Raw genomic sequence first — 13,360 nt, 5'->3', positions numbered from 1 at the left:
ACTCTTGATCAACTTTATAGGGAGCGATATTCTGTCGTCCTAAGATATCGAATTAAGCTAAATCTGAAATTTTGGTTTAACTTAACCGTTGTTTGATCCATAATCCAAATAAGGGTAACGCTAATTTATAGCCTAATTCTGAACCATAAATCAAGCCTTTATGTTGTAAACCTGCGATCGCACCTTGTAAACTTCCGCCTCTGGATAAATGATGTTTGGTAATATATTCTCGACTTTGGGGTTTATCCGTTGGATCTAAGGCTAAAGACTCTAATAATTGCGCTTGGGAAGAGGGAAGTAATACTAACAACGATTCAAATACCGTTGAAAAATCCGCTAATAATTCCTGTAAGGTTTCTTCAATTTCCCTATCTCCAATTAACCCATTAGTTGTTTTGACTTTACACAACCGACGAACTAACGCCGAGGCATCTCCAATATGTCCTTGAACAGCTTCTAAAAAGCGTTTTAAGGCGTGCGATCGCGGATCAAAGGTTAAATGTTCTCGATGCAAAACTCCATGCGCCCAAGCTGCGACTACATCATCCGATAAGGGGGTTAATTGTACAATATCTAAATTTTTATGAAAGTCCTCTTGATTTGTCGTTTCTGCTAAAGTTGCCACTAAAACATAACTAACAGAACTTTGCTGTTGAATTTCTTGACGCAATAATTTTTCCCAATCTCCCTGTCTATCCCAAGACCGAATATGAGGAAAACTATGCAAAATTAACACCACTTGTCGCTGCACAAATTCTGCTAACTGTTGAGGCAAATGAATTAATAATTGATACGCTTGCCAAATCTCTTCCGGTTGAGCAATTAACCGCAAACTTTTTGCCGTATTTCCCTGCCATACCAAAAATTGATCGGCTTCTGTTGCTGTCCACTGTTGCAAAAACTGAGTTGCTGTTCGACTTTTAACCGCCTGAGAAATCCCCTCGCATAACAGTTGGGTCAACCGATGGCCATCGGTAGCCCGAATACAGTCCACTTCAATAATTTTCGCCCCCACTTCCACCGCCGCCCGTCGAACCAGGGTTCGGCGTCCACTACCCGGAACCCCAGCAATTAACAAATCACGTTCACCAGCTAACGCCTGAGTAATTTGTTGAAATTGGCTTTGTCGTCCAAAGGTTTCTAACGGTGCTGCTAACTCTTCTATATCCATCGGTATTGATCGCACAAGCTNGTTGAAATCCGTAATTTCTCTCAAAATTAATATCCTGACATTCGGTTATCAACTTTAATTTCAGCAGTTGAGGGTAAATAAAATTATTTCCGACTCGATGTTGGGGTTTAAAGAATTTCTGGGCGATGTCTTTTTGACCTTCAGCCAAAAAGCTGAGGGAAAAGACACCACTGGCCTTAATCATGGCGTGGGATTTAGAATCGTTCTTAACGCAGTTGACCACTAAAGGCGGTTCAAAGGAGCCTTGTGTCACCCAACTGGCGGTAAAACCATTGACATCATCCCCGTCTTTCACCCCACAAATATAGAGGGCGTGGGGAATTTTCCGCAGAATTGTTTTTTTAGCTGATTCGTCCAACACAATGTTAATGGGGTATTGAGTGATTTGACTGGGATTAGTTTATCAAAAAAACTGGATTTATCGTGGCATCACCCCTAAAATATACTCCCCTTGATTAACAGAATGATTTCTAGCGAGATCAAAAATTAGTCCATCAGACTCGGCAAAAACTTCTTGAATTTGGGGTAATTCTCTAGTTTTATTAAAGATTAAAATTTCATAGAGTTTCTGGTTTTTACGAATAGTTTCTCCTAATTTGATATAAAATTTAATCATACCTCCAGTTCTTGAATAATAATATTGAAGTTGATTTTTGGGGCTGAGATTTATCGTGTGATTTGGAGTAGAGGTTAAAGGAAAATTTTCGATTAATAAAAGTTCTTTCATAGCGAGATAATTTTTAATTCCTCTAACTCCTTTTTCCACAGATTCAGGATTCATGGTTAATCCAGAACCAAGTTCTAATGTCCAAGCTTCAATCTCAAATTGAATATTTTTCCCTAATTTCTTTAATTCTCGTTCTAAAGCTAACCAAGGTTTCATAAAAGCTTCATCAAAGGCATCGCCATCATAATCATTCATTAAGATGCCATAATCTAAGAGGAAGGCTTTAGCACTTTCTTCTCGACTATGAAAACAATATAAATAGTCTAATCCGTAATTGGTTCCACTGTGTAAATCGATTAAGTAATCCGCATTAAGAGATAAACTTTGGAGTTGATAACGGTAATATTTATGGTAGGGAACGCCTAACGAACTTTTTAGATTTTCCGAGAGTTGCTGAAATTGATTTAAAATGTTTTGCCGATATTTAGATTGGATTTCGTGAGGTTCTAAGGTTTGGTAGTCTTGGGCAAATTGGGCAATATTTTCTCCGGTTTTTTCATAATCCCAGAAAATTCGATTCCAATCTTTACCATCATAAGGATTATATCGACCGGAGGAAAAGTGATGCGATCGCTGATTCACACTCAAAGGATTACACACGGGAACTAACCAAATTTCTCCTATTAATTGCTCAAGATCTAAACGAGTTAAAAATTCAATCAAATCATGAATAACAGCATTTCCGCTAATTTCCGCTCCGTGTAAGTTAGACTGTAAATAAGCTTTTTTTCCCGGTTTAGCACCTTTGAATTGATAGACTTGAAGAAATAAGCGATCGCCAGATGCAAGTTGGATTAAAGGAATTGTTAAAATATTAGGAATCATAGGACTAGGCAAAATAAAGCTGATTATCAAAATAGAATATAAATCAAGAAGGGAATAAGGAATAGGCAAAAGAAAGAAAAAAACACCTAATTCCTATTTATTGTGCTGAAAACTTCACAGGTAAGGGGACAGAAAAGCCAGGGCTGAAGTAGAGGAAACCGCCTATCAGGATTCACAGATGGAGGAATTTTATCTCAAAATTTCTGTTTTGATCGAGTTTTCTTCAACTCCCCTGCAATTCAAGCTAAAATTTAGGCACAATAAGATTAGCCTTTATTTAGATTCTTGTGTCCTACTCTACCCAAAACGATCCCCAACTGGATCTCAACAAGCTGTTTCCGTTTCCCCTGGATGACTTTCAGTACAACGCCATTGCTGCGTTGAATGAAGGAAAATCCGTTGTCGTCTGTGCACCAACGGGGTCGGGAAAAACGTTAGTGGGGGAATATGCTATCCATCGGGCGTTAGCGGGTAATAGGCGGGTCTTCTACACAACACCCCTAAAAGCTTTATCTAATCAGAAGTATAGGGACTTTAAAGATCTACTAGGGCCAGAAAATGTGGGGTTACTGACGGGGGATATTTCCGTTAACCGGGATGCGGCGGTGGTGGTGATGACAACAGAGATCTTCCGCAATATGCTTTATGGTACACCGATTGGCGAGGTGGGAACCTCTATGGAAGCAGTGGAGGCGGTGGTTTTAGATGAATGCCATTATATGAATGATCGCCAACGGGGGACGGTTTGGGAAGAGTCAATTATTTATTGTCCCCGTGAAATTCAATTAGTGGCTTTATCTGCAACCGTCGCTAATAGTGAACAATTAACAGACTGGATTTCTAGGGTTCATGGCCCAACGGAGTTAATTTATTCTGACTTTCGACCTGTACCGTTGCAATATCATTTTTGCAATACCAAAGGGCTATTTCCGTTATTAGATAATTCTTTAAAAAAAATTAATCCCCGCCTCAAAGAACGTAAAGGCCCTCCTCAACGGGGTAGAAATCGCAATGATGTTCCCAATTTAACGGCGGTTATTTCCCATCTGCAAGAACGGGATATGTTACCTGCTATTTATTTTATCTTTAGTCGCAAAGGATGCGATCGCTCTGTAGCAGAAGTGCGTCATTTATCCTTAGTTACAGAAGCCGAAGCTGCCCTGTTAAAAAAACACATTGATGCCTTTGTTGCTGCTAGTCCAGAAGGCATTCGTCCCGACCAATTAGAAGTATTATATCGAGGTATTGCCGCCCACCATGCGGGATTATTACCCACTTGGAAAGGGTTAGTTGAGGAGTTATTTCAACAAGGATTAATTAAAGTAGTGTTTGCCACAGAAACCCTGGCTGCTGGCATTAATATGCCCGCTAGAACAACGGTGATTTCGAGTTTATCGAAACGAACCGATGATGGTCATCGCTTATTAAAACCCTCGGAATTCTTGCAAATGTCGGGACGGGCTGGACGACGGGGTATGGATATTGAAGGGTATGTTGTCACGGTACAAACCCCTTTTGAAGGGGCAAAAGAAGCCGCTTATTTAGCAACGTCTAAACCTGACCCGTTAGTGAGTCAATTTACGCCTAGTTATGGCATGGTTTTGAATTTATTACAACGCCATACTTTAGAAGAAGCGAAAGAATTAATTGAACGGAGTTTCGGACAATATTTATCAACGATTAATTTAATTCCCGCCCAACGAGAAATCGAAATTATGCAAGCGGAATTAGCGTTAATTGAAGCGCAATTTGGCTTTCGAGGCGAACAAAATATGGCAATTTTGGAGGAAACCTTAGCCAGTTTTGAAAAAATTTATGAACGTTTGCGAGAGGAACGCCGTTTATTAAAGTTATTACAGCGCCAAGCCGAAGACAGTCGAATGCACCAGATGGCTTTAGCGATGGACTCAACGTCATTAGGAACGATTGTCGGGTTACGCGGAAAACACGTCCCCACCGCCCGGAGTTTTGAGGCTGACCCCATTCCGGCGGTATTAGTCGCAAAAACCCCCAGTTCGGGACAAGCCCCCTATTTCCTGTGTTTAGGACGGGATAATCGTTGGTATGTGGTGAGTTCGGCGGATATCGTGATTTTACAACCCCAGTCTCAACGGTTAAATGTGGATTATGTCGATATTCCTAATATTCCGTTTAAATTAGGGCAATGTCGCAAAGGGGATGAGTTAACGGTGGCGATTGTGCAACAAATTCCCAATTTAATGTTACCTGAACCTCCGCCAGAAGTGATTACCCAACAAGAACAAGTGGAACGATTAGAGTTAGAATTAGATGCCCATCCGATTCATGAATGGGGTAAACCCAATAAACTGTTAAAACGGTGGCAACGGTGGGCGGAATTGGATGAAATTATTCAAGAACGACGCACGGAATTAGAAGAAGATTTAGCCCGTCATTGGCAAGAATTTTTAGCTTTAATTTCGATTTTGCAATATTGTGAAGCCTTAGATGAATTAAAACCAACGGATTTAGGTCAAGCAACGGCTGCCTTACGCGGTGATAATGAATTGTGGTTAGGGTTAGCCTTAAAATCAGGGATTTTTGATGATCTTGACCCCCATCATTTAGCGGCGGCTTGTGCGGCGTTAGTTACGGAGGTTTATCGTCCCGATAGTTGGACTCGCTATCACTTATCTGATGATGTGGAAAATGCTCTCGGACGGTTGCGGGGTATTCGTCAGGAGTTATTTAAGCAGCAGCGACGCTATCGTGTGGCGTTACCGATTTGGCTAGAACGGGATTTAACGGGTTTAATTGAACAATGGGCTTTAGAAACTGATTGGTTAGAGTTAGTCGCTAATACCAGTTTAGATGAGGGGGATATTGTGCGAATGTTCCGACGCACGTTAGATTTTCTTTCACAAATCCCTCATGTTCCTCATTTAAGCGAGTCACTAAAACAAAATGCCATTCGTGCCCGCCATTTAATTGATCGATTCCCGATTAATGAAGCGGTGGATTAGCGCATTAGTCCCCTGTAGAGACGCGCCAATAGCCTGACGGCATAAATAGGCGCGTCTTTACGTGGGGTTTAGTAGATTATCTGTAATAGTATCAATTTCACGATTTCATATTAGCAATATACTCCGCAAGACAACGAGCTACATACTCAGCAAGCTTTACAGGTACAGCATTTCCGATTAATTGTTCAAGATCAGTTTTAGAACCTTCAAATACAAAATTCTCTGGGAAAGTTTGTAGATAACTTCTTTCAATCGTCGTTAAAGGACGAACATTTGATGATACTAATGCTGAATCCCCAGAATGAGCTTTATATGTTTTTGGAATCGGTCTATTAACTCCTCTAACTGTTGGGCTAGGTTCATCAATACTAAACACACCCCGTCTTTTGTAACTTCTTGGATGTCTATAGTAATGGTCAACATCTAAAGTCTTGCCTATAGTATTAAAATATTGCCGAATAGTCAGAGGTTCATTAGCCAGATTATTGTCTAAATAAGGCTCTATTTTTTTATCTTCTCCACCAAGCTCTCCGATCCAGAAAAATCTTTTTCTACTTTGTGGCACACCGCATAAACTGGCATCTAATATTTTTTCACTAAGGCCGTAGTGAGCCGATTTAAAAAGTTGCTTTGCTTCTTTATATTTTGTGCTTTTTACAAATCTGTCTACATTTTCCATAATAAAAAATTGAGGCTTGATAACAGCAACAATTTCAGCAAAAGAAATCGTTAAATCTCCTCTACCTAAACTTTCATCTCTTTTTCCGGCACTAGAAAAATCTTGACATGGTGGCCCTCCAGCTATAATGTCAGGTTTAAATCCTTTAACAATATCAAATGCTCCTTGGAGATTGCCTAGATCTGCTAAAAATACTGGGTGTTTAAAGTTTTTTTGATAAGTGTTCACTGCTAACTTCCAATTGTCAAAACCAGCAACTACATCAAAACCAGCATTTTGAATTCCGAGTGATAACCCACCACAACCTGAAAAAAGATCTATAACTTTAAGATTGATTGGTTTATTTTCCATTATTTTTATGAAGAATTGACTTATCTAATTAAATAATTCTGGATTGCTTAGAAGAGCAGCATCAAATCGTCTTTCAGGACTCAGAAAGTTTTGTCCGCCACCAAGAACAATATTTTTAATTTCATCTTTTTTTATTCTAGGACTTGTCAATTCTGTACAAGCCATATATCGATTCGTGTTAGCACCATTTAGAGCAAATGCCTTGTCTGTTTGAGCGTTATAGGCAAGTGTTTTTATAATGTCTGCATGAGGAATTCTACCTTCTAAGGCAAAATCAAGAAGCATTCTTGATAACCAAATAATAGATCTTCCATATCGATCTATTTCTTGCTTTTTACCCAAAGCCTCCCTTGCTGCATTAAAAAAAAGTCTTGTGAACGCAAAATCGCTCCATACAAAGATATCTAAACAGTTTTCGTGTAATTTTGCTGTTCTTCCAATTGTTTTCCAAACAGGTTGTAAAACAAATGGCTCTTGTAAATCTAATACTGATATTAAAATCCGGTCTAAATCGTTTGCCAGGTCTAAAATATAACTTATAACATTGTCCACATCCCACCAAGTGGACAATCTACGAATAGAAGTAGGATCTAAATAGTCAAGTAATAATTCTGGTGAGTCTTTTAACTTGTATGCAATTCCTAGTGCCAGATAAATAATGGTAGTAGGTCTAACAACAATTTCACAACCGTACTGAGTCTCGGGCAACTTATAAGTTGAATTATCAGGTAATGCAGTGAGCTTGACTTCCAAGCTTTGCAAACAGGCACTTTTTGTACTTTTGTTAAGTGTGACTAGATCAGTTCTTGGAAATTTACCCGTAACAATTGTTCTGTAGGGTGTAAAGTCTGTTTCAAAGGAAAAGAAAAGCTCTGATGCAAATGGATCTAACCCGAAAATAGAAGAAACATCTATTTTTTCATGTTTAATCTGAGTATTTGTATCTAATTTGAGATACACTAGCTTCAAACCTCTCCTAGCCATGTAGCAAGATAAAGATACGGGAAAAGCATTATTAAACTTATTCTTCCCCCAACTTCCCTCTTTTGAGAAATCTCGATTAGAGCGTCCTCTTTCTAATCCAAATAAGCCGGTTTCTACGTCGAATACATTATTTTTGGTCAAGATCATACAAAACTTTACTGTAAATGATTATTCACTAGAGAACTGACATTAGAAGTGAGTAAGTTTTTTATTTCTGTTGAACCTCGTACAAAATAACCACCATTAATTATTTCCTTATAAACAGCTTTACGAATAATCATTTTACCATATATTTTTTGTAGTAAATCTAGCTTTCCAATCGCTACTAAATTGCTGATAGTCAATACTTGGAACACTTTTAAGGGGTAACGGTAAAATAAGGATTTCGGACTCCAAAATTACCAACTTCGCTTACGCAGTCCGAATCCGAAGTATTGTTATAAATAATAAATAGGGTGAGCCATGCCCACCCTAATGTTACATTAACCTACAGATTAATGCCCAATACCAACATATTGGAACCCGGCGGCTTCTAATTGTTTGCGATCTAAGAAATTCCGTCCGTCGATCATAAATGCTGAGTGCATTTTTTTCGCCATTTTTGCATAGTCGAGGGTGTGGAATTGTGTCCAGTCTGTGATTAAAACCAACGCATCACAGCCATCGGCTAACAGTTCAGGATCGGTTTCAACAATTACTCCCGTTAAGCCATGACGCATTCCACTTTGGGAAATAATCGGATCATAAGCTTTAACTTTTGCTCCTAAACGGTTCAACTCTTGGATAATATTTAAAGCTGGAGCATCGCGTAAATCATCCGTATCCGGTTTAAAAGTTAACCCTAATAATCCGACGGTTTTGCCTTTGAGAATTTTCAGGACTTGTTGTAATTTGTCAATGGCAATGGTACGTTGACGGTTATTCACTTCCACCGCAGCTTTTAACAATTGAGCTTCATAATTGTAGTCATCGGCGGTATGAATTAAGGCAGAAACATCTTTCGGGAAGCAGGAACCTCCCCAACCAATTCCAGCTTGCAAAAACTTATTGCCAATCCTGGAATCTAAGCCAATTCCTTCGGCGACTTGTTTAACATCTGCCCCGACGCGATCGCAAATATTAGCAATTTCGTTAATAAAGCTAATTTTAGTTGCTAAAAATGAATTTGCCGCATATTTAATCATTTCTGCGGAACTGAGATCGGTTAACACAATCGGAACCGGAGGTAAGGAAGGATGATCAGAATATTTCCGCACCACTAAAGGTTGATATAATTCTTGCATCACTTCCAGTGCTTTTTTGCTATTACTTCCTAACACAATCCGATCTGGATTAAAGGTGTCATAAACAGCCGAACCTTCCCGCAAAAATTCCGGGTTACTCACGACATCAAATTCGGCTTCAATGGGGGTTCCCGCTAACCCTTTTTCCTTTTGTCGTTCTCCTGCACCATCTAAAACAATCATTCGCACCCAGTCACCAGAACCGATAGGTACAGTGGATTTATTCACAATCACTTTATAACCTTTCGTTAGGTTAGCACCAATGCCTCGCGCCACAGCTTCGACATAACGGGTATCACTTTCACCCGTGGGTAATGGCGGAGTTCCCACAGCAATAAATAACACTTCACCGTGTTCAACACCTGCACTTAAATCCGAAGAAAAATCCAGACGTCCTGATTCCATACAGGATTTCATCAATTCGGGTAATCCCGGTTCATAAATCGGGGATTGTCCCGACTTCATTAATTTAACTTTTTCTTCGTTATTATCAATACAAATCACATCATGCCCGATCTGCGCTAAACAAACTCCCGTTACTAAACCCACATATCCCGTTCCAATGACACAAACTCGCATAAATCTATCCTCAATTTTTTGACAATATGCTAACCAGAAGAAACCAGAAGGAAGAGGAGGCGTAGGTTGTGGGGTGCATAGTGCGGAGTGTGGAGTGTGGAGTGCGGAGTGCGAAGTCAGAAGTTAATGATGTCCCTCCTTCTCCCCTTCTCCCCTTCTTCTCCTGCTCCTTTTCTCCCCCTACTCCCCTATCTTCTATCCTTAAGATGGGTAGATGCGTTCCCGAAAATCGTCCACTGTCAATTTTAATCCTTGATCCAGGGGGATTGTCGGTTCCCAATTCAAATACGTTTTAGCACGAGTAATATCAGGTTGTCGCTGTTTTGGATCATCTTCCGGGAGAGGTTTAAATTGAATTTCAGCGTCAGGGTTAATCATATTCTGAATTTTTTGGGCTAATTCCAAAATCGTATATTCCCCAGGATTTCCGATATTGACCGGGCCAATATAATCACTATTCATCAAACGGATGAATCCCTCTACTAAGTCTGACACATAACAGAAACTTCGCGTTTGCAAGCCATCACCATAAATCGTTAAGGGAACGCCTCGCAGAGCTTGAACGATAAAATTACTCACCACCCGGCCATCATTTTCTAACATTCGCGGGCCATAGGTATTGAAAATCCGCACCACGCGAATATCGACCCCGTTTTGACGATGATAATCAAAGGCTAAGGTTTCTGCAACCCGCTTTCCTTCGTCGTAACAGGATCGAATCCCAATACAGTTAACGTTTCCCCGATAGTCTTCCGTTTGGGGATGAACATCAGGATCACCATAAACTTCTGAGGTAGAGGCTAAAAAAAATCTGGCTTTGATGCGTTTGGCTAACCCCAACATATTGAGGGTTCCCAATACATTTGTTTTGATGGTTTTAACCGGGTTGTATTGGTAGTGAACCGGAGAGGCGGGACAAGCTAAATGGTAAATTTGATCGGCTTCTAAGCGAATGGGTTCAGTAATATCATGACGGATTAGTTCAAAATAGGGATTATCCATCCACTTGAGGATATTTCGTTTTGTCCCCGTGAAGAAGTTATCCAGGCAAATCACTTCATGGCCTTGTTCCATTAAGCGATCAATCAAATGTGAACCAATAAAACCCGCGCCACCTGTGACTAAGATTCTCATGCTTGCACTTGCTCAAAAATTGTAGAGAGTTGAAATGGTGTGGACAACAATCAAGCGCAGGTAAGCTGAATCCACTATCAGTTGATCAAAGTTAAGACTTAGCTTTGGACACACCCCAGCTATACCCTACAACATTATGTGTTGCTGTCCGTTCCACATCTATCCTACTCGATTTTGAAAGCATTAAATTCAAGTTCAGGTAAACTAGCTGTTTTTTGATCAGCTTATTTACAATTAAGATTTGGGTTTCACTTCGGATTTTGAGGCGATTCGTTCTGATCCTTGTTTTCAAGAGTTGTTGAGTTGAAATTAATAACAAATTGCTATAAAGTAAAAACCCATCTTTTTCCCCTCTCCTTACAGGAGAAGGATTGGGGAAGATGTCAGACCAGGTTGCTATCGCAAATAGAAGTAAACCTAGAGTTAATGGCGGGCTAACCCTTCTTGACGAGCGGTATGAGCAACAGCCCCAGCAACAACAGTAGCTACCCGTTTATCAAAGACGGAAGGAACAATATGTTCGCGATCTAAATCACTAGGAGACACTAAAGAAGCGATCGCTGATGCCGCTTCTAAATACATAGAAATCGTTAAACTTTTTGCCCCACAATCTAAAGCTCCCCGGAAAATTCCTGGAAATGCTAAAACATTATTAATTTGATTAGGATAATCACTCCGTCCTGTTGCCATCACCGCCACATCATCAGTAATTAATTCGGGTTGAATTTCAGGAATAGGATTAGCCATGGCAAAAACAATCGGATCTTTTGCCATTGAACGTACCATTTCCGGGGTTACGACTCCAGGGGCACTTACTCCCATAAACACATCCGCATCTTTCATCGCATCCGCTAAAGTTCCTGATAAATCAACAGCAAATTCCCGTTTTTGAGCGTTAATATCCGGTCGATCCTGGGAAATAATCCCTTTAGAATCACACAAGGTAATATAACGAACGCCAGCTTTTTTAAATAAGCGCGCCATTGCTATCCCCGCAGCACCTGCTCCGTTTAAAACCAGGTGAATCTCATCCATTGATTTTTTGACTAATTTTAGGGAATTAATCAGTGCGGCTAAACTAACAATTGCCGTACCATGTTGATCATCATGGAAAATTGGAATATCTAAAGATTGCCGTAATTTGGCTTCAATTTCAAAGCATCGAGGTGCAGCAATATCTTCTAAATTAATCCCCCCAAAAACAGGCGCAATATATTTAACAGTTTCGATAATTTTGTCTGTATCTTGAGTGTCTAAACAGATGGGAAAGGCATCAATATCGGCAAACTCTTTAAATAACATCGCTTTCCCTTCCATAACGGGTAAAGCTCCGGCTGGCCCCAAATTTCCTAACCCTAAAACTGCACTACCATCGGTAACAATGGCAACAGTATTTTGTTTAATCGTGAGGCTGTAAACTTGTTGGGGATCTTCAGCAATCGCTTTACAAATTCGACCCACTCCGGGGGTATAGGCCATTGCTAAATCCGATTGAGATTTGAGGGGAATTTTACTCTGAATACTAATTTTTCCCGCCCGATGTAGATTAAAGGTTCGGTCATAAACCGCTAAAACTTTTAACTCAGGTAATGCTTTTACCGCTTGGACAATTTGTTCTGCGTGTTCGCCACTCGAAGCATCAACACTAATTTCCCGAATGGTTTTTTGTAGGGTTTGTTCAATTAAGTCAATTTGGCCTAAATTTCCCCCAACGGTTGCGATTGCTTGGGCAACACTGGCTAACATTCCAGCGCGGTTGGGCAGTTCCAGACGAATTGTGACACTAAAACTCGGATTCGGTGTTAAGCTAACCATACTCAGTGCATTGATTGATAGTAGACCCCCAATTGTAAAGGTGATCTTGCTCTTTGTCAGTTCTTCCAACCCCGTTTTTCCAGATTTCAAGACAATTCTTGACTTTAAGATCCGGTTCTCTAATATTGTTCGTTCAATTGTAAATAATAGGCCAGATTAGCCAGGGTAATATAGTGATCAACATATTTAGGAGTTGGCGTTTTTTCGAGAGCTTGTTTTACTTGCTTTTTACGCTGAGTCTTGGACGATTTCATAGTTTTATTGTTTAGGTGAGGATGATCGACTAATCTTGTTTCAGATGTACAGTAACCCATCCGTGTTTCAAACATTAGGGTTGAAATCCGTAATTTCTNGAGAAAGAGGACATCATTAACTTCTGACTTTTCTGTCCGCACTCTGCACTCTGCACTCCGCACTCCGCACTCTATTTTGCCCCCTGACCTTTTTCAATTTTGTCAATTTCTTTCTCTCGTTGTTCATTAGTATCTTTAGGCCGTAACCATTTAGGCCATAAACTAACAACAAACTCACGACTGGTTTTACTCGCTTCTCTGGCGGGTTTAGGCAAAAATTTAAACGTATCGCCAGAGGAAATAAATAGAACTACTAAGGCAACAGCGCCCCAGCCTAGAATTTTTTTAGGAGTCATAAGCAATTTTTAGATAACGATATTTATGGGAATTTATTGTATAGCAGGGAACAGGGAACAGGGAACAGGGAACAGAAAGAAAAAGATAAACACAAGTGTAGGTTCCCTGGATGAGTTTTTGTCAATGACTCTATTTATGCAACTGCTATCAGCGAATTTGA

General features: G+C 40.0%; 11 protein-coding genes and 1 pseudogene. 1 reads left to right on the top strand and 11 read right to left on the bottom strand.

Features of this window, described 5'->3' with window-relative positions; all coding sequences use genetic code 11:
• Positions 1-76 precede the first annotated feature (76 nt).
• The 3 genes and pseudogenes from PL9214_RS24630 to PL9214_RS24620 all read right to left on the bottom strand — a co-directional run bounded on the left by PL9214_RS24630 (position 77) and on the right by PL9214_RS24620 (position 2,744).
• Complete coding sequence (locus tag PL9214_RS24630) at positions 77-1,171, bottom strand: ATP-binding protein (RefSeq protein ID WP_072721807.1); 1,095 nt, start codon at positions 1,169-1,171, stop codon at positions 77-79.
• A 100-nt stretch (positions 1,172-1,271) separates the two neighbouring features.
• Positions 1,272-1,553: pseudogene (locus PL9214_RS33300) on the bottom strand (flavin reductase family protein); the annotation flags it as partial.
• 57 nt (positions 1,554-1,610) lie between these two features.
• Positions 1,611-2,744 carry a succinylglutamate desuccinylase/aspartoacylase family protein gene (locus PL9214_RS24620; RefSeq protein WP_072721805.1) on the bottom strand — a complete coding sequence of 378 codons (1,134 nt, stop codon included), beginning with the start codon at positions 2,742-2,744 and terminating at the stop codon, positions 1,611-1,613.
• A gap of 287 nt (positions 2,745-3,031) precedes the next feature.
• Between PL9214_RS24620 and PL9214_RS24615 the strand changes: the two genes are divergently transcribed.
• The gene (locus PL9214_RS24615) at positions 3,032-5,725 is read left to right on the top strand and encodes a DEAD/DEAH box helicase (RefSeq protein WP_072721804.1); all 2,694 of its coding nucleotides are present in this window, start codon (positions 3,032-3,034) and stop codon (positions 5,723-5,725) included.
• Between the two features lie 97 nt (positions 5,726-5,822).
• On the opposite strand, the gene PL9214_RS24610 is transcribed toward PL9214_RS24615, so the two are convergent.
• From PL9214_RS24610 to PL9214_RS24575, 8 genes are all read right to left on the bottom strand, one after another.
• Positions 5,823-6,755, bottom strand: coding sequence for a DNA cytosine methyltransferase (locus PL9214_RS24610; protein ID WP_072721802.1), 933 nt, complete (start codon positions 6,753-6,755; stop codon positions 5,823-5,825).
• Between the two features lie 24 nt (positions 6,756-6,779).
• Positions 6,780-7,886, bottom strand: coding sequence for a HindVP family restriction endonuclease (locus tag PL9214_RS24605; RefSeq protein WP_072721800.1), 1,107 nt, complete (start codon positions 7,884-7,886; stop codon positions 6,780-6,782).
• Between the two features lie 8 nt (positions 7,887-7,894).
• Positions 7,895-8,095: a PIN domain-containing protein gene (locus PL9214_RS33415; RefSeq protein ID WP_072721798.1), complete on the bottom strand. Its 201-nt coding sequence runs from the start codon at positions 8,093-8,095 to the stop codon at positions 7,895-7,897.
• Positions 8,096-8,233: 138 nt separating this feature from the next.
• The gene (locus PL9214_RS24595; RefSeq protein ID WP_072721796.1) at positions 8,234-9,601 is read right to left on the bottom strand and encodes a UDP-glucose dehydrogenase family protein; all 1,368 of its coding nucleotides are present in this window, start codon (positions 9,599-9,601) and stop codon (positions 8,234-8,236) included.
• Positions 9,602-9,802: 201 nt separating this feature from the next.
• Positions 9,803-10,735: a UDP-glucuronic acid decarboxylase family protein gene (locus PL9214_RS24590; RefSeq protein ID WP_072721794.1), complete on the bottom strand. Its 933-nt coding sequence runs from the start codon at positions 10,733-10,735 to the stop codon at positions 9,803-9,805.
• A 423-nt stretch (positions 10,736-11,158) separates the two neighbouring features.
• Complete coding sequence (locus PL9214_RS24585) at positions 11,159-12,550, bottom strand: malic enzyme-like NAD(P)-binding protein (RefSeq protein WP_072721792.1); 1,392 nt, start codon at positions 12,548-12,550, stop codon at positions 11,159-11,161.
• A 119-nt stretch (positions 12,551-12,669) separates the two neighbouring features.
• Positions 12,670-12,804 (bottom strand): hypothetical protein, encoded by a 135-nt coding sequence (locus PL9214_RS32810; protein ID WP_255528397.1) that lies wholly within the window; start codon positions 12,802-12,804, stop codon positions 12,670-12,672.
• A gap of 170 nt (positions 12,805-12,974) precedes the next feature.
• Positions 12,975-13,199: a hypothetical protein gene (locus PL9214_RS24575; RefSeq protein ID WP_072721788.1), complete on the bottom strand. Its 225-nt coding sequence runs from the start codon at positions 13,197-13,199 to the stop codon at positions 12,975-12,977.
• Between the last annotated feature and the right edge of the window lie 161 nt (positions 13,200-13,360).

This window comes from Planktothrix tepida PCC 9214 (assembly GCF_900009145.1).
GTDB lineage: Bacteria > Cyanobacteriota > Cyanobacteriia > Cyanobacteriales > Microcoleaceae > Planktothrix > Planktothrix tepida.
The sequence above is the reverse complement of the archived record's forward strand: the minus strand, read 5'-3'. Positions and strand labels throughout refer to the sequence as shown.